15 protein-coding genes and 2 pseudogenes are annotated in these 16,905 nt (G+C 61.8%); 4 read left to right on the plus strand and 13 right to left on the minus strand.

All coding sequences use genetic code 11. The features are described 5' to 3' along the window. Nucleotides 1-86 precede the first annotated feature (86 nt). Complete coding sequence (locus tag BZ163_RS06695) at nt 87-1,733, minus strand: GMC family oxidoreductase (protein ID WP_128870281.1); 1,647 nt, start codon at nt 1,731-1,733, stop codon at nt 87-89. Nucleotides 1,734-1,866: 133 nt separating this feature from the next. On the opposite strand from BZ163_RS06695, the gene BZ163_RS06700 reads away from it, so the two are divergent. Further along, on the plus strand, nt 1,867-2,763 hold the full coding sequence (locus BZ163_RS06700) for a LysR family transcriptional regulator (RefSeq protein WP_128870282.1): 897 nt from the start codon (nt 1,867-1,869) through the stop codon (nt 2,761-2,763). Between the two features lie 178 nt (nt 2,764-2,941). Here BZ163_RS06700 and BZ163_RS06705 read toward each other — a convergent pair. From BZ163_RS06705 to BZ163_RS06735, 7 genes and pseudogenes are all read right to left on the minus strand, one after another. Beyond that, a pseudogene (locus tag BZ163_RS06705) lies at nt 2,942-4,310 on the minus strand (ATP-binding protein). Then, a pseudogene (locus tag BZ163_RS06710) lies at nt 4,307-4,968 on the minus strand (response regulator). The pseudogenes BZ163_RS06705 and BZ163_RS06710 overlap by 4 nt, the downstream one beginning before the upstream one ends. A gap of 11 nt (nt 4,969-4,979) precedes the next feature. After that, entirely contained in the window at nt 4,980-5,624 is a 645-nt protein-coding gene (locus BZ163_RS06715) for a tetratricopeptide repeat protein (RefSeq protein WP_128870283.1), read from the minus strand. Beyond that, the gene (locus tag BZ163_RS06720; RefSeq protein WP_128870284.1) at nt 5,621-6,430 is read right to left on the minus strand and encodes an SDR family oxidoreductase; all 810 of its coding nucleotides are present in this window, start codon (nt 6,428-6,430) and stop codon (nt 5,621-5,623) included. The genes BZ163_RS06715 and BZ163_RS06720 overlap by 4 nt, the downstream gene beginning before the upstream one ends. Next, nucleotides 6,417-7,091 (minus strand): TenA family transcriptional regulator, encoded by a 675-nt coding sequence (locus tag BZ163_RS06725; RefSeq protein ID WP_128870285.1) that lies wholly within the window; start codon nt 7,089-7,091, stop codon nt 6,417-6,419. The genes BZ163_RS06720 and BZ163_RS06725 overlap by 14 nt, the downstream gene beginning before the upstream one ends. Beyond that, nucleotides 7,088-8,569 carry an AMP-binding protein gene (locus tag BZ163_RS06730; protein WP_128870286.1) on the minus strand — a complete coding sequence of 494 codons (1,482 nt, stop codon included), beginning with the start codon at nt 8,567-8,569 and terminating at the stop codon, nt 7,088-7,090. The genes BZ163_RS06725 and BZ163_RS06730 overlap by 4 nt, the downstream gene beginning before the upstream one ends. Then, the gene (locus BZ163_RS06735; RefSeq protein WP_128870287.1) at nt 8,559-9,236 is read right to left on the minus strand and encodes a thermostable hemolysin; all 678 of its coding nucleotides are present in this window, start codon (nt 9,234-9,236) and stop codon (nt 8,559-8,561) included. Before BZ163_RS06735 ends, BZ163_RS06730 begins: the two co-directional genes overlap by 11 nt. 206 nt (nt 9,237-9,442) lie before the next feature. Between BZ163_RS06735 and BZ163_RS06740 the strand changes: the two genes are divergently transcribed. Next, the gene (locus BZ163_RS06740; protein WP_128870288.1) at nt 9,443-10,015 is read left to right on the plus strand and encodes a cytochrome b; all 573 of its coding nucleotides are present in this window, start codon (nt 9,443-9,445) and stop codon (nt 10,013-10,015) included. On the opposite strand, the gene BZ163_RS06745 is transcribed toward BZ163_RS06740, so the two are convergent. The 4 genes from BZ163_RS06745 to BZ163_RS06760 form a co-directional block, all read right to left on the minus strand. After that, complete coding sequence (locus BZ163_RS06745) at nt 9,996-11,105, minus strand: DNA alkylation repair protein (protein ID WP_128870289.1); 1,110 nt, start codon at nt 11,103-11,105, stop codon at nt 9,996-9,998. The genes BZ163_RS06740 and BZ163_RS06745 overlap by 20 nt on opposite strands. A gap of 88 nt (nt 11,106-11,193) precedes the next feature. Then, nucleotides 11,194-13,002: a monovalent cation:proton antiporter-2 (CPA2) family protein gene (locus BZ163_RS06750; protein ID WP_128870290.1), complete on the minus strand. Its 1,809-nt coding sequence runs from the start codon at nt 13,000-13,002 to the stop codon at nt 11,194-11,196. 313 nt (nt 13,003-13,315) lie between these two features. Next, a complete protein-coding gene (locus tag BZ163_RS06755) occupies nt 13,316-13,639 on the minus strand; it encodes a protealysin inhibitor emfourin (RefSeq protein WP_128870291.1) in 324 nt (107 codons plus the stop codon). Beyond that, the gene (locus BZ163_RS06760) at nt 13,636-14,700 is read right to left on the minus strand and encodes a M4 family metallopeptidase (protein WP_128870292.1); all 1,065 of its coding nucleotides are present in this window, start codon (nt 14,698-14,700) and stop codon (nt 13,636-13,638) included. The genes BZ163_RS06755 and BZ163_RS06760 overlap by 4 nt, the downstream gene beginning before the upstream one ends. A 146-nt stretch (nt 14,701-14,846) precedes the next feature. Here BZ163_RS06760 and BZ163_RS06765 point away from each other — a divergent pair, with 146 nt between their 5' ends. Next, nucleotides 14,847-15,185, plus strand: coding sequence for an FKBP-type peptidyl-prolyl cis-trans isomerase (locus tag BZ163_RS06765; RefSeq protein WP_128870293.1), 339 nt, complete (start codon nt 14,847-14,849; stop codon nt 15,183-15,185). A 3-nt stretch (nt 15,186-15,188) separates the two neighbouring features. On the opposite strand, the gene BZ163_RS06770 is transcribed toward BZ163_RS06765, so the two are convergent. After that, the gene (locus tag BZ163_RS06770) at nt 15,189-16,220 is read right to left on the minus strand and encodes a D-cysteine desulfhydrase family protein (RefSeq protein ID WP_128870294.1); all 1,032 of its coding nucleotides are present in this window, start codon (nt 16,218-16,220) and stop codon (nt 15,189-15,191) included. Between the two features lie 202 nt (nt 16,221-16,422). On the opposite strand from BZ163_RS06770, the gene BZ163_RS06775 reads away from it, so the two are divergent. Continuing rightward, nucleotides 16,423-16,899: an MEKHLA domain-containing protein gene (locus BZ163_RS06775; RefSeq protein WP_128870295.1), complete on the plus strand. Its 477-nt coding sequence runs from the start codon at nt 16,423-16,425 to the stop codon at nt 16,897-16,899. The last annotated feature ends 6 nt before the right edge of the window (nt 16,900-16,905 follow it).

Genomic DNA, 16,905 nt, shown 5'->3' on the forward strand with positions numbered 1-16,905 from the left:
GAAAGCGGTGTGTCAGCCGATATATGTATCGGCCGATAGACCGCTTTCGCTGGCAAGCCAGCTCCTACATTGATCGCATAAGTGGTTCAGGCATTCGTGACCCGTTCCATGGGTGAGGTCAGGCTCCTTGTCGAGGGGTTGAGGATGAGCTGGGCGGCTTTTTCGCCAATCATCAGCGTCGGCGAGCAGGTGTTGCCCGAGGTGATGCGCGGCATGATCGAGGCATCCGCGATGCGCAGGCCGGGGATTCCATGAACCCGCAGCTCGGCGTCGACCACAGCGTCCGCGTCATTGCCCATGCGGCAGGTGCCGACCGGATGGAAAATCGTGGTGCCGATTCGCGCGGCGGCTTCGTGCAACTCTGCTTCGCTTTGCAAGCTGTCGCCGGGCAGGTATTCGACCGGTTTGAACGCTTGCAGGGCCGGAGCCGAGACGATGCGCCGGGTCAGGCGAATGGCGTCGGCCGCGACCCGCAAATCTTCTGGGTGGCTTAGATAATTGGGCTGAATCAGCGGTGCTTGCTGCGGATCGGCAGAGCGAATCTCTATGCGCCCCCGGCTTTGCGGGCGCAGATCGCAGACCGATGCGGTGAACGCGGGGAACGCGTGCAACGGTTCGCCGAAGCGTTCCAGGGACAGCGGCTGCACATGGTATTCAAGATTGGCCGAGGTCTGCTCCGGCCCCGACCGGGCAAACGCGCCGAGTTGGCTGGGCGCCATGGACAGCGGGCCGCTGCGGTCATACAGGTAACGCAGGCCCATGCCCATCTTGCCCCACAGGCTGCCGGCAATCTGGTTCAGGGTGCGGGCGTTCTGCAGTTTGTAGATCATCCGCAGTTGCAGGTGATCCTGCAGGTTGCCGCCGACCCCGGGCAGCTCACGGGCGACGCCGATGCCCAGACGTTGCAGCAGCGGGCGCGGGCCGATCCCGGAGCGCTGGAGGATGCTCGGTGAACCGACGGAACCGGCGCACAGCACGATCTCCTGGCGCGCCTTGAAGGTTCTCGCCTGGCCTTGCCAGCGCGTACTGATTGCAGAGGCGCGGCCATTCTCCAGCAGCACACGGTCGACTTCGACACCGGTCAACAGGGTGAAATTGGGACGGTTGCGAATCGGTTTGAGAAAGGCTTTGGCCGCATTCCAGCGGACCCCGGCCTTCTGATTGACCTGGAAGTAGCCACAGCCTTCGTTGTCGCCCTGGTTGAAGTCTTCGATGCTGGCGATGCCGCTTTGCCCGGCTGCCTGTTGGAAGGCATCCAGAATCGGCCACGACAGCCGTTGACGCTCGATCCGCCATTCGCCGCAGGCGCCGTGAAACTGCGAGTCGCCGGCAAAGTGGTTTTCGCTTTTCTTGAACAGCGGCAACACTTCGTTCCAGCTCCAGCCGGGATTGCCGTCGGCGGCCCAGCCATCGTAGTCGCCGGCCTGGCCGCGCATGTAGATCATGCCGTTGATCGAGGAGCAGCCACCGAGCACCTTGCCCCGCGGGTAGCTCAGGGTGCGACCTTGCAGTCCGGGCTGCGCTTCGGTCTTGAAGCACCAGTCGGTACGCGGGTTGCCGATGCAGAACAGGTAACCCACGGGGATGTGAATCCACGCATAGTTGTCGCGACCGCCGGCTTCGAGCAGCAGCACCCGGTGTTGCGGGTTGGCCGACAGCCGATTCGCCAGCAAACAGCCGGCCGGCCCGGCACCGACCACGATGTAGTCGAATTCATCGAGGGAAGTCTGCATCCCTGACCTCTTGGTATTGTTCTTGTCGTCAGTCATCCTAGTTGTTAGCTTTCGTCAAAAGAATGTTAGTTTTTGCGCAGCCGCTGTGCGTTTTTAGACAGCGCCTGTCATAGCAAAGTCTCAAGGATGATTAATGTTCGACTGGAATGACCTGAGGTTTTTTCTCGAATTGCAGCGCAGCGGGCGTTTGCTCACCGCAGCGCGGCGTTTGAACACCACCCACGCCACCGTGGCCCGGCACATCGAGGCCATTGAAAAGAGCCTGGGCACCGCGCTGTTTGTCCAGCACGCCCAGGGCTATGAGTTGACCCCGGCCGGCGAAGCGCTGCTCAAGCACGCCGAAGCCATGGAAAACGTCGCCTTGCTGGCCCAGGAAGAAATCACCCAATCCACGGCGCCCCTGGGCAAGATTCGCGTAGGGGTCACGGAAGGCCTGGGCATCATGTTCCTCGCCAGTCGCATGAACGGCCTGTTCGAGCGGTATCCGGGGCTGGAAGTGGAGCTGGTGGCAGTGCCGCGCTTCGTCAGCATCCTCAACCGCGAAGCCGAGATCAGCATCCACCTGGAACGCCCGGCCGCCGACATGCTGGTCACCCGCAAACTCACCGACTATCGCCTGGCGCTCTATGCCAGCCAGGACTATCTGGACCGCTCGCCGGCGCTGCTCAGCCGCGAAGATCTGGGGCGCCATGCCTGGATCGGCTACGTCGACGACTTGCTGTTCAGCCAGGAATTGATGTTTCTCAACAGCTTTTGCCGCAATCCGCGGGTGGTCTTCCACAGCACCAGCGTCATCGCCCAGCAACAGGCCGCGCGCTCGGGGTTGGGGATCGCCGTGTTGCCGTGCTACATGGCCAGCGCCGATCCCGGTCTGGTGCCGTTGTTGCCGGAAGAAAGCATCCTGCGCAGCTACTGGATCAGCACGCGGCGCGAGTTGCACAAGTCGGTGCGGCTGCGGGTGTTGTGGGATTACGTGGTGCAGCTGTGCGAGAGCGAACAGGCTCTATTGCTGGGCCCCGATCCCCTGTAGGAGCTGGCTTGCCAGCGAAGACGTCATATCGGCCAATACCTATGTCGACTGACACGCCGCCTTCGCTGGCAAGCCAGCTCCTACAGGGGGGGCGGTGTGTCAGCGGATTTATATGTCGACTGACACGCCGCCTTCGCTGGCAAGCCAGCTCCTACAGGGGGGCGGTGTGTCAGCGGATTTATTTGTCGGGTATCGACAGGGTCGCCCGCAAGCCGCCTTCAGGCCGGTTGATCAGGGTGATCCGTCCACCCAGTCGAGTGGCGATGGTGTTGACGATCGTCAGCCCCAGTCCGGCCCCTTGCGCGTTCCCGCGACTGTAGAAGCGTTCGAACAGGCGTCCACGATCCGCTTCGTCGATGCCCGGTCCCTGATCCTCGACGCTCAAGTTATAAAATCCGTCGGCCTGGCTCAATTGCACCCTGATCACGCCATGTTCGGGTGAAAAGTTCGCGGCATTGCTGATCAGGTTGTTCAGGGCAATGTCGATGGCGGCGGCGTCGCTGACCACTTTAATCGGACGCTCGTTGACGTCGAAGGCCAATTCCAGGTGTTTACTCAGCAGCCAGGGGGTGAGCTGAACCAGACTGTCGCGTACGGTGTCGGTCAGATCGATGGCGTGCAATGCCGGGGTCACGGTGTTCGGTTCCAGGCGGGCCATGGTCAGCAACTGGTTGACCAGGCGGCTGGTCCGGTCGACACCCGCGATCAGGAATTCCAGGGATTCGCGGCGCTCCTGTTCGGTGCCGGCCTCCAGCAGGTTTTGCGCATGCACCCGCAGGACTGCCAGGGGCGTGCGCATTTCATGGGCGGCGTCGGCGATGAAGCGCCGCTCGCGGCCGAGCACTTCCTGGATCTGTGCCGAGCATGCGATTGAGCTCCGCCTGCATCGGTTCCAGTTCGCTGGGCAGCGGGGTCAGTTGCAACGGTTCCAGCGACCCGCTGTGCCGCGCCCGCAATGTCGCCGCCATATTCGCCAGGGGCTGGAGGCCCCAGCCAATCGCCAGCCAGACCATGGCCGCGAGAATGAGGCTGCCCAGCACATTGGGCCACAGTGTATGACGTACGATCCGGTCCACCAGGTCCGAACGCACGTCGTCACGCTCGCCGACCCAGATCCGCAAATCATTGTGTTTGTCCTCGAGCATGAACGCGCGCCAATGGCGATCATGCAGATCCACCACGTCGCTGAAGCCGGGTTTCGTCGGGGGCGCGGAGAAGGAGGGCGCGCTGGCCGTATGCACCAGCACTTCGCCCTTGGGATTCCACACCTGAAAGGCAAGCTTGCTCTCATAGGGATGGCCATCGACCCCGGGAACCGCTTCGCTCAAGGCCTTGTTGAACGCCTGATACAACTCGGCGTGTTCCTTGCTCGCCATGGGCATGCGCATCACACCCTGCAGCAACCGGGCATTCTGGGCCAATTGGGCATCGTAGACTTCGGCGATTTCGTGGTTGCTGTCATGCAGATTGAGCACGCTGATCACCCCCAGGCCGGCGAGCATCAGGCCGATGATCAGGGTCAGGGTGCGACGCCGGATCGAGGTCATCGACGCTCCTCGACCAGGTAACCGACACCCCGGACGGTACGGATCAGGTCGCTGGAAAATTTCTTGCGCAGATGGTGGATGTGCACCTCCAGGGTGTTGCTTTCCGCTTCCTCGTTCCAGCCGTACAGCAACTGCATCAGATGATCGCGGGTCATGACCGGCCCGGAGGCGAGAGCAGTTCATGCAGCAGTTGATACTCCTTGGGGGTCAGGGCCACCGGCTCACCCTGATAGCTGACCTGCTGGGTCCCGGGGTTCAGGCTGATGCCGGCATGTTCGATCAGCGCGTGGGCGCGGCCGGCGCTGCGCCGTAACAAGGCCCGCAGACGAGCCTTGAGTTCCGCCAGGTCGAAAGGTTTGATCAGGTAATCGTCAGCCCCGGCATCCAGTCCGGCGATGCGGTCTTCGGTGGCATCCCGGGCGGTGAGGATCAGTACCGGCAGGTTGGAACCACTGTCGCGCAAGCGCCGCAGCACTTCGAGCCCGTCCATGCGCGGCAGGCCAAGGTCAAGCACCGCCAGGTCAAAGGTTTCACTGAGCAGTGAATGCAAGGCGCTGCTGCCGTCCTGCAACCAGTCGACCGTGTAGCCTTCGCGGCCCAGGGCTTGATGGATGCCTTCGCCCAGGGCTATATCGTCCTCGATCAGTAGTAAGCGCACACGGACTCCTGTCAGTTGAGTTTCTTGTTCACATCCACCAGCAAGGCCTGGATCTCTTTACGGCGCCCGGCGTCGGCGGTTTCGCGGCCTGGCCGTGGATCTGCCTGCAGGGCTTTTTGCAGGGCGCCCCTGGCTTCGCTGTAGCGTTTCTGACGGTAGAGGTGATCACCCCAGAAGTACAGACTATCGATGCCGTTCGGGTTGAGTTGCAAGGCTTGTTTGAGCAATTGCTCGGCCTTGTCGGCGTCGCCGAAACCGATGGGCCAGCCCGGTACGCGGTCGTACAGTGCGCCGAGGCTGGTGTAGGCCGAACCTTGCAGGGCTTTGGGGTCCAGGTTCAGGGCAGTTTCCAGATCGACCTTGGCGTCCTTGACCTTGCTCAGCGCCCCGAGCCCGCCCTGGGCTCCGGCCCAACTGCTGGTGACGATGCCGGACCAGATCCACGCCTCGGCCACCGACTGGCGCTCCCGGGTAAAGGCCGACGCCTGGGTGGCGAGTTTTTCGAAGGCGGCGGTGCGTTGCTCGGCGGGCAGTTCGTATTGGATATGCGCCCAGCTTTGCTGGATGCCGGCGAGACGTTGCTGGTCGGCAGTGTCCAGGGCCCAGACGCTCTGGCTCAGGGTCCCCAGCAGCAGGCAAAAGGTCAGTTTTTTCATGGTTTCATATGCTCGTTTTCAGGTTTTTGACTGAGGCGGCGGATCAGTGGCAATTGCTTGCGCAAGCCCCGGTCCACCAGGTTCGGCAATAAGCTGTTGAGGCGCACGAAGAAGCGTTCCGGCCAGCCAAGGTACAAGTCGCGGCGATCACCGGCGATGGCGTGCATCACCGCCGAGGCGACGTGTTGCGGATCATCGACGTTGGATTTGAGTGCGTCATTCAAGGCCTGCGCCGCCGGGCTGTTCATGCTCGTGCGAGTCGCACGGGGCGCGACATAGAGAACACCGACCCGGGTGTCCGCCAGTTCCCGGCGCAAGGCTTCGGAAAAACCGCGCAACGCGAATTTGCTGGCGCAGTAGCTGGCATAACCGGGGTAGCCGATCGAGCCGTAGGTCGAGCCGACGTTCACCACCATCGCGCTCTCGGCTTGCTTGAGCAGGGGCAGCAAGGTTTTGGTCAGGCAAATCGGCGCGCTGATGTTCACCGCCAGCATGGCGTCAACGTCAGTGTCAGCCAGTTGTTCGAGCATGGCGAAGTGATTGACTCCGGCGGCATTGATCAGCAGGTTGATGCCGCCAATGATTTCGGCCGCCGCCAGCACTTTGTGCCGGTCCGCAACCAGGGTCAGGTCGGCGCCAAGCCAGCACAAGTGTTGCGGATAGCGCTCGAGCAACGGCTCCAGCGGTTCCCGATGCCGGGCTACCGCCAGCACCCGGGCGCCACTGGCGCACAGCGCGGTGGCGATGGCCAGGCCGATGCCGCCGCTGGCACCGGTCAGTACCACCCGCGCTTCAGACAGGCGCATGGAGGTATTCCTCATCACGTGGCAAGCCCCGGAACATATCGGCGTAGAGCCGGTATACCACCCTGGACGCATGGATAACGGCCGCCTGGTCGGCCGGATCCTCCAGTTTGTTCATCAGCTGGCGATAGGTCTGCATATGCTCGATATCCAGCGAACCGTGGGAGCTGAGGTAACTGAAGGCGCTTTCCGGCAGATCCAGACGTTCGCGAATGCTGCCGGCGGCATGGGTGGCCAGGGCGATGCTGGTGCCCTCCAATACATTGACCATGCCGAACAGGCCAACCGGGTTGTCCCGGGCGATCAAGTCGTAGAGGAAGCTGACCATCAGTTCGATGGGCAAGGACGGCCGGCCATCGCGCACCGCGTCCTTGTCGCCGCCGCACGCCTCGATGTCATTGAGCACCCATTGTTCGTGGCCGTATTCTTCCTCGATGTACTCGCACACGGCTTCACGCAGCCATTCAAGGCGCGACGGCAGGCGCGCCCCGCACGCCATCATCAATGGCACGGTGTGGCGCACGTGATAGTAGGCTTGCGCCAGGAAGGCCCGGTAACTTTCCAGGCTGACTTTGCCTTCGAGGGCGTCACGGATGATGGGCAGATTGAACAGCTCATGGCGTTCGTGCCGGGTCGCTTCTTGTAGCCTGTCAAAAAAACTCATGATGCGGATTCCTCGCAAAGGGCGGGTTCGGTCAGCTGCGCCCGGTAATGCTTGACGATGGCATCCCGTCGCGGTCGGCCGTTGGCGGTCAGCAGGCCATTGGCGGCTGTGAAGGGTTGGTCCAGGCGGCTCCAGTGATGGACCCGGGCGTAATCGGGCAAGGCCTCGTTGGCCTCGGCCACGGCGGCTGCCAGTTGTTCGTCGGTGCAATCAGGGCGATGGGGCCAGAGCAGCGCATGGTTGCGGGGCAAGGCTTCGCCATGGACGAAGGCCTGGGCGATATGACGGCGCTGGGTCAATTCGGCCTCGACCCACTCCGGGTTCACGTTGCGCCCGAAACTGGTGACGAATTGATGCTTCTTGCGTCCCTTGAGGTAGAGGAAACCCTCGGCATCGAACTCGCCCAGATCGCCGCTGGGCCACCATTCACCGGTGTGCGGTGCTTCTCCCAGATAACCGAGCAGGGTCGAACCCTTGATCAGCACTTCGCCGTCGTCGGCGAGGCGAATCTGCACCGTCGGCAGGGGTCGGCCGACACTTCCAGGGCGTCGCGCTTCAGGTCGATTGAGGCACACCACCGATGAGCACTCAGACAAGCCGTAACCCTCATAGACCGGCAGGCCGACACGTTGCGCGCGATGCAACAATTGCTCGGCGACCCGTGCGCCCCCCACCGCGACAAAACGCAACGAGTAGGGGAAGAAGGCTTTTTGCTCGGCGGCGCTGACCAGCAACAGGAGCAATTGCGGCACCAGGATCAGGCTTTCAGGGGCGCGGGTGGCCAGGCAGCCGAGCAATCGCGGCACGTCAACGCCACTGGCACCCTCGATGCCCAGGGTTTTCTGACTCGGCACGCTCAGTGTGGCCCCTGCGTATAACGCGGCATAACAGCCGATATTTTCCAGCAGGATCGCCAGGGGCAGCAGGGCCAGATGATGCTGCGCCTGAGTAGGTTTACTGGCCTGATCCAGTTCGCGGGCGACTTGCAGAATGCTCTCGGCACTCAGGCACACGCCTTTCGGAGTGCCCGTGGTACCGGAAGTGAAGGTCAGTTTGGCGGTGCCTTCGGGCATCCGGTTCGGGCCGCTGAAGCTGCGACGCCAGAATTCACCGCCTTTCTCATACCCGGCGCTTTGCAGTTCGGTGTCCAGCTCCGGTTCGGCAATCACCAGCTCGGCCTGGCTCTGCGCCAGGCAATGGCTGCGTTGAGCCGCGCTGAAAAAGGCCGGCAACGCCAGGCAGGTCAGGCCTTCGAACAGCGTGGCCAGGTCCCAGAGCATGGCTTCGGTGCCATTATCCAGTGCCAGTGCAACCACCTTGACGTTTTCATCGCGCAGCCGCTGCTGGCGATACACCACTTCGGCGTATAGCGTGGCGTAGTCGACTTTCAGTTGATCGCCCCACAGGGCGATGGCACTGGTCTTGCGTTCGGCATGGCTGCGCAGGGTCTGTTTGAAACGCTCCACTTCAGGCGACATGGCTGGATTCCTCGATGGACGATGGCAACCCCAGGCGATTGAACATCCCGCTGTCGCGCAAATGGATGAAGCCGGCGCGGATGTTGCCGACATGTACCCAGGGCTTGCTCTCGTAATAACTGCCCCAGCTGTGGCGATCGTCGCCCAGCCGGGCAGGGTCGGCAGCGCAGAGGGTCACGGGTTTCAAGCCCAGGCGATGAAAGCTGTTTACCAAGCCGAGGTTGCCGGTGAACGCCACCCAATCCAGGCCGCCCATTGCCAGCAGGTAGGTGATGGCGATGATGCTCATGCGCGCACTGCCGGTGTCGCTGGCGGCCAGGTTGCCCACCTCGACGATATCGGCCCGGTCCACGGGGCGGTTGGCCGCGGCACTGATCAGCGGCTCGATCGGTTCATCCAGGTAACACTCCAGAAACAGTTGTCCGCTGTTGGCCAGACGGACGCCGGCCACCGCACACAGTGCGCCTGAGGCGGCGTGCATACCGAACAGTTCCGGCATGAAATGACGAATGTCGGCCCCGTGAGCCTTGCGAAAACGTTGCTGGATAAAGGCTTCGAAGAAGGGACGTTGGGGGTCGCCCGGCAGGGCTCTGGCCAGACTGGTTTGCGGGGTTTCGGCTTGGCCGAACCGCAGCGGCAGAGGGATGTTCCAGTTAAAATCGGGCATTGGAAGACGCCTCCCGGGGTCAGTGTGGGAGGAGTATCGGGGGCAATTCTTAACGAAGTCTGAAGGTGGCGAAAGAGTGGTCGAGGCTTTCTTCAGATTGTCTTAAGACTGGCCGGGCAATGTGTCGTCAGTAGATTTCGGTGCTAAACCGGATCCGGATTGCGCGAATCAATCGGCAGTCGGTCATGACGTTAACGAGGCTCACGATGACCCGCAACTCAACGACTCAGCGGTATGGAACACTGTCGATCACCTTGCACTGGCTGATGCTGGCGCTGTTTGTCGGCGTTTATGCCTGCATCGAAATCAAGGGCCTGCTGCCCAAGGGGCACGCGTTGAGAGGACTGTTTCTCGGGTTGCATGGCTTGTTCGGGCTGAGCATTTTCGGATTGGTCTGGGTGCGATTGCTCGGGCGTCTGACGCCTCGGCCGCCGATCGCTCCGGCCTTGCCCGGCTGGCAGAGCGGCATTACGCACATGATGCATCTGGCGCTGTATGGGCTGATGATCGCCACCCCCCTGTTGGCTTGGCTGATGCTGTCGGCGGCGGGCAAGCCTGTGCCTTATTTCGGCTTCTTCCTGCCGTCGCCGCTTGCCGTCGATCCGGCCCTGGCCAAGCAGTTCAAGTACTGGCACGAACTGCTCGGCAGTACCGGTTACTGGTTGATCGGCGCACATGCGGCGGCGGGATTGTTCCATCACTACTGGGTTCGCGATAACACGCTGACTCGCATGTTGCCCGGTCGATCCGGCGGTGCGGTCAATCCGCGTCAGCGATAATCTCGAACGCTGTGCTGGCCAGGCGCTCGCCGTTCACCAGAATATGCACGGCGTGCCTGCCGGCGTAATGCCGGCGGGTGGTCAGTTCCTTGATGTGCTGGCCGCGGGCAATGGTCTCGGTGGCGTTGCCGGGCAGCGTGAAGGCCTTGAGCTTGAATACCTTCGCCGAGCTGCTGCCGTTGGCTTTGACGTAATCGATGGCATAGTCGATCACCAGCCGCTGGCTGTCCGGCACGGTGGATTTCACGGTAAAGGACAGGCTGATTTTTTCGCCCAGGCGAATCACCGGCGGTTCCACCTTCACCCTGATGATCTCGACCTCAGGCTTGCCGCCCGCACCAATGATTGCCAGCGCCCGCTGGTTGCCTTGCTTGATCAGGCTGCGCAGGGCATGCCTGGCGATCCAGGCGGTGTGTTTGTTTTCCAGTGACCAGCGCTCGATCAGGTCGAGCACCCAGTCGGGATGGTCCTTGGTGATGTCGTTGAGGTGGTTGGCCACCGACTTGCGCACATACAGGCTGGCATCGGCCTTGAGATTGTCGAGAATGGCGGCGGCGAGTGTCGGGTCGGCCTGGATTCGCTCCAGGCGAAACGACCATGGCAGACGCGGTCGGCTGCCTTCGCTGGCCAGGCGCCGGACATGTTCGTTGGCATCCAGCGACCAGCGATGCATCTGCGCCAGCGTGGGTTTCAGATCCCTGCGCAGGAAGTGCCGGATCGCGAACTCCGATGAACCGAATGCGGTGAAGTATTTGAGTGCGTCCATGGACAGCTCGAACCGGTCAGCGCCGTAGGTCGCGACGTAGTGCGGCAACGAGATGCTGACGAAGCCGCTGTTCAGTCGCGGGGCGAGGGCGTAAAGCACTTCGAGCGTCTCTTCATAACTCAATGGCAGCACCGCGTGCAGGCACTCGCTGACCCTGGCCATGCGTTGCATGATCGACAAGTGCTCGAGGCCTTCGTTGGCCAATTTCAGGAAGGCCTTGGCGTTGAACGCGGGGTAGACGGCGGTCATTTCGGTGGCGATGTGCTGCAGACGTTCGGCGTTGAAGATTTCTTTCAGGGCGGGAGAGGGTTGATCAGCAGCCATTTTCGGTTCCTTGACAGTCGTTGTTTGTCCGATGCACCGCGTTATCGTTCATCGCGGGCTTGCCCGCGATGAGGCCCGCACATTCACCTCAATTTTTAGCCGATTGTTCTTCCAGCTGATCCGACTCAAACAACCTGGCCAATTCCGCCCGCGCTTCCTGCGCCGTCTGCAGCACCTTTGCCGCATCGTCATACACCGCATGCTGGGCTTCCAGCACCTGTTCATCGTGATGCTTGAAGCGCTTGATCCGCGCATCCGCCTGGGCCTGGCTCAGTCCCAGCCCGACCAGCGTTCGCCGGCTCATTTCCAGGCTCGAATAGTAGGTTTCGCGAATAGCCTCGGCGCCGATGTCCATCAAACGGTGCACATGCTGACGGTTGCGGGCCCGGGCGATGATTTTCATGTGCGGATAGAGCCTGTGCACCAGCTCGGCGGTTTTGATGTTGGTGTCCGGATCATCGGTGGCGATGACGAAATACTCCGCCTGCCCGACCTTGGCCGCGCTGAGGATTTCCGGGCGCATCGGGTCACCGTAGAACACCGGCACGCCGCCGAAGCTGCGCGACAGCTCGATGGTTTCCACCGAAGTGTCCAGAGCCACGAACTTGATGTTCTGCGCCCGCAGGATCCGCGCTACGATCTGCCCCATGCGACCCATGCCGGCGATCACCACGCGCGGCGCGTCGGTATCGATCTCGCGGAATTTCTCCGGCACCACCACCGGTTGCACCCTGGGGCTGACCAGCCGCGCGCACACCAGCAGCAGCAACGGCGTCACGGCCATGGACAAGGTGATCGTCAGCACCAGCAAGTCATACAGGCGTGGCTCGAACAAGCCCTGATCGCGGCCGATCTTGAACACCACGAAGGCAAATTCACCGCCCGCCGCCAGCACGATGCCCAGGCGAATCGCACTGACCTTGCCCAGGCCGCCGGCCAACCGGCCAACGACAAACAGCAGCGGCAGTTTGATGGCGATCAGCAGCAGGGTCAGGCCCAGCACCACGATCGGCGCGCTGAGCAGCAGGCTCAGGTTGGCGCCCATGCCGACGCTGATGAAAAACAGCCCCAGCAACAAGCCCTTGAACGGCTCGATCTGCGCTTCCAGTTCGTGGCGGTATTCGGAGTCCGCCAGCAGCAAGCCAGCGAGGAAAGCGCCAAGGGCCATCGAGACGCCGACCAGATCCATCAGCCACGCCGTACCGATGACCACCAGCAACGCGGTGGCGGTGGAGACCTCCGGTAAACCGGTCTTGGCCACCACCCGGAACACCGGGCGCAGCAGATAACGTCCGCCGATCACCACCACCGCGATGCTGCCCAGCACCCGCAAGCCATGGTTCAAATCTTCGGCAGCGGTGGTGGTGTGATCACCGCCCGCCAGCAGCGGCACCATGGCGATCAGCGGGATCGCGGCAATGTCCTGGAACAGCAGGATGGCGAACGCCAGCCGCCCGTGGGGACTGGTCAGCTCCTTGCGTTCAGCCAGGCTCTGCAGCCCGAACGCGGTGGAAGACAGGGCCAGGCCAAGCCCGAGTACGATGGCGCTGTTCAACGACTGGCCGAAAACGTACAGCGCGCACACGCCTATCACCGAGCCCGTCAACAACACCTGCGCCAGGCCGACGCCGAACACCGCTTTGCGCATCACCCACAAACGTCGCGGCGACAGTTCCAGGCCGATGATGAACAGCAGCAACACCACGCCGAGTTCGGAAATGTGGCTGACGCTTTGCGGATTGTCGATCAACCCCAGTACCGACGGCCCGATGATGACGCCGGCAAACAGATACCCCAGCACCGCCCCCAGTTGCAGGCGCTTGGCCAGTGGCACGGTGAGCACCGCCGCGAACAGAAACACGACAGCGGCTTGCAACAGGTTGCCTTCATGGGGCATGGCGAACTCCAACGGATGCGGTACGGCGGGGGCGACAAGGATAAAGGCAGGACTTGCCGCAGATCCAGTGCGGGAACGGTTAGATCACCGATGTCGCGTGCACCGCAAATACCTGTGGGAGCGGGCTTGCCCGCGAAGGCGGCGTCACATTCAACACATTCGTCGGCTGGCAGAATGCTTTCGCGAGCAAGCCCGCTCCCACCAGAGATCTGCGTTGATCTGAAAACCTCAGGTCTACAGCGATTACCTGTGGGAGCGAGACCGGCTTGCCGACGAAGGCTATCTCAGGTTCACTTCGCCCGAAGCAGCCAATTCATGACACCTCGCCTTTATCCCACAAATGCACCAATTCCCCCGGCGCCCGATCTTCAGGCACTTTCATCACCATCCGGTCATCCTGCTCACCAATGCGATAGCACACTTCAATCTCATAAAAACGCTGGTCACCTCGTCCCGAGGCCGGGTCTTCGATTGCCAGGCAACCTTCCAGCACCGAGCAAATCCGTGTGCGTTGATCGATGTTGCATTGCGCAAATTCGATGCTACGCGGACGAGTCAAGGCATGGATCGCCGCCACGCCGCCCTGGCGGGACAGACGTACCACGGTATCATCGCCCAGTGCAGGCAGGCTTTTCATGATTGCTCCTGAGTCGGGATCACACCTGTTTCAGACCAGGCGTGCTGCACCACTTCAGCGCCATCGGCACCATAACGCTGGCGGGCATGCTCGATGGTCAGCGCCGCGAAGTTACTGAAGGACGCCTCTTTGTTCAAGCCCTGGTCGCACAGGGTGTCGTACCAGATACGACCGGTTTTCTCCCAGGCAAAGCCGCCGAACGCCTTGGCCGCGAGATAAAACGCCCGGTTGGGGATGCCGGAGTTGATGTGCACGCCACCGTTGTCCTCCTGGGTGATCACGAACTTGCGCATGTGATCCGGTTGCGGGTCCTTGCCGAGCAGCGGGTCGTCATAGGCCGTGCCGGGATGGGCCATCGAGCGCAAGCCGATGCCTTTTATCCGCGGTGTCAGCAAGTCGGCGCCGATCAGCCAGTCCGCCTCGTCGGCGGTCTGGCCCAGCACATGTTGCTTGATCAGCACCCCGAACACGTCCGATATCGATTCATTCAAGGCGCCGGACTGATTGGCGTAAACCAGGCCGGCTTCGCTTTCGATCACGCCATGGGTCAACTCGTGCCCGATCACATCCAGCGAGCGGGTGAAACGCTCGAAAATTTCGCCGTCACCGTCACCGAAGACCATCTGCGCCCCGTTCCAGAAGGCATTTTCATAATCCTGGCCGTAATGCACGCTGCCGATGAGCGCAAAACCCTGGTTATCGATGGAGTCGCGGCCGAGCACCTTCCAGAAGAAATCATGGCTGGCGCCCAAGGCATCGTAGGCCTCATCGACCGCCGGATCGCCCGTCGCCGGCTGCCCTTCAAGCCGGGCAGGCATCCCCGGCAGGAGCATTTTCCCCTGAGCGTCATGAATGCTGCGCCGGACCTGACCGGGTTGCGCGGAAGGCGGCAGGAGGGTCGCCGCCGCAGACCGCACCGGTGGCAGCGGCGTATGCCGAAGGGTGCGCACATGGGTCAGGGTACTCAGGGCACTGGAGCGCTGCCGCTCGGAGCCATGGGCAATAATGCGGTTGAGGATGTATGGCGGAATGAAACTGCACAACGATCGTGAGTCGGTCATCAGAGCATCCTTTCCTGAGTACGAAGTCGATACACATCTGAGCGGCAGGCGGCGATTCGGTTCCATGGATTGCCAACAGCGGCGGATTCTGCGAAAACCTCCGTCCGCGCCCCCATGACCCGGGCGACAACGAACGAGTATCCAGTATGAATGAAGAATTACAAATCATCGATCTGCAGCCGGGCGACGGCAAAACCGCCGTCAAGGGCGCGCTGATCACCACGCAGTACCGCGGCTGGCTGGAAGACGGCACTGAATTCGATTCTTCCTACAGCCGGGGCAAGCCGTTCCAGTGCGTGATCGGCACCGGACGGGTGATCAAGGGTTGGGATCAGGGCATCATCGGCATGCAGGTGGGCGGCAAGCGCAAGTTGCTGGTGCCGGCGCATCTAGCCTATGGCGAGCGGACCATGGGCAAGATCACGCCGAATTCGAATCTGATCTTCGAGATCGAATTGCTGGAAGTACTGACCCGGGATGATTGATTGTCAGGGCTGAAAGGTTTCCCGGTAGGCATAGAGGCCCGGGGTGCCGCCGGTCATCACGAACAGCACATTGTCCCCGGAACGGAAGCGTCCTTGCCCGAGATCGGCCAGCAGCCCGGCGAAGGCTTTGCCCGAATACACCGGGTCGATCAATACGCCTTCGGCCTGGGCCATCAGGCGTACGGCGTCTTGCATGGCCTGCGTCGGCAGGCCGTAACCGTCACCCAGCTGACTGCCGTCGATGACAATCTCTTCAGGCTGCACGATGGCGCTGCTGCCCAACAGCGTCAGTGCGTCCTGGGTCAATTGCAGGGTCCTGGCCGCGGACGTGTCTCGATCGGATAAAACCGAATACGACTTGACGAGCGATGTGCCGCGACCCAGCAACCGGAAGCCGGCCGCGAGCCCGGCATGGGTGCCGGCGCTGCCGTTGGGCACCACCACCTGATTGAAGCTAAGATCCAGTTCGGTCTCCTGCTGCGCGATCTCCGCCGCGCAACGCGCATAACCGAGACTGCCCAGGGGCGTTGAACCACCCGTAGGAATCACCAGCACTTTGCGCCCGCAATCGCGCAGTTGCGCGGCCCGTATCTCGGCCTTGGCGACCGAATCGCTGCCGCCGGGCAGCACCTGCAGGTGTGCGCCGAACAACTGATCGAGCAGGACGTTACCGTTGAGTTCGTAATTCACTTCGGTTTTGGGAACCGACCGGGTCAGGATCAATTCGCAGGTAATGCCCAGGCGAGCACACACGGCGGCGGTCAGGCGTGCATGGTTGGACTGGAGACCGCCCACGGTAATGACCGTGTCGACCCCGGCCTCCAGCGCAGCTCCGAGATGGAACTCGAGCTTGCGCAGCTTGTTGCCACCCCCACCCATCAACATGTGATCGTCGCGCTTGAGAAACAGGCCGATGCCCTGCGACTTCAGCCCCAACAGCTGTTCCAGGCGCTCGGCCCGCTGAATCGGGGTGGGCCCTTGCAACAAATTTGCTCGCGCAAAAGAACTCAGTGACTTGTCCAGTAGGGTTTGCATCAATAGGGCCTCGTCGGTCGCATGTTATTCCGGTGACTGTATGAACAAGGGCTCCACGTGATAACCCGTTTGGCAGTTATTTCTCTTATTACATGATGTATTTAATGGCGCATGGCTTGACCGCTAGGGAGGCGGATTTTTTCGGCCGGTTTCGATAGGCTGCATTGTTTCGGATAGTCAATGCCGTTGCAGGGGAGGGTGTGTGTCGACAATCAGTGAATACGCCGCTTTTATCCAACTAGTGGACGACGCTTATCGGCACTGGACCGGACAAAGCCTGCCGGCTCCCCGGTCGCTGACAGGACCCGAGCGCCTGCACTGGTTGCACGCGCATGCGCCTTACAGCCTGCTGGCCCATGGCACGGAGGACGACCCTTGTTTCTTCTACGCCAATGAACAGGCGCTGGCCTGCTTCGGATACCCGCGTTCAGTATTCCTGGGCATGCCATCACGGTTCAGCGCTTCGCCGCTGGACCGCGCCATGCGCCAGTCGCTGCTGGAGCAGGTCACGGCCAACGGCATTGCCCATGGCTACAGTGGCTATCGAGTGGACAGGGAGGGTCATGCGTTCATGATTCACGAAGGCAAGGTCTGGACGCTGATCGATCAACGCGGAGAAAACCGGGGCCAGGCGGCGTTGTTCTGGCCGGATGAACGGAGTATTGGCCGGGTCGATTGAGGAGGC

The sequence above is a fragment of the Pseudomonas sp. VI4.1 genome (genome assembly GCF_002029345.1).
Classification (GTDB): Bacteria; Pseudomonadota; Gammaproteobacteria; order Pseudomonadales; family Pseudomonadaceae; genus Aquipseudomonas.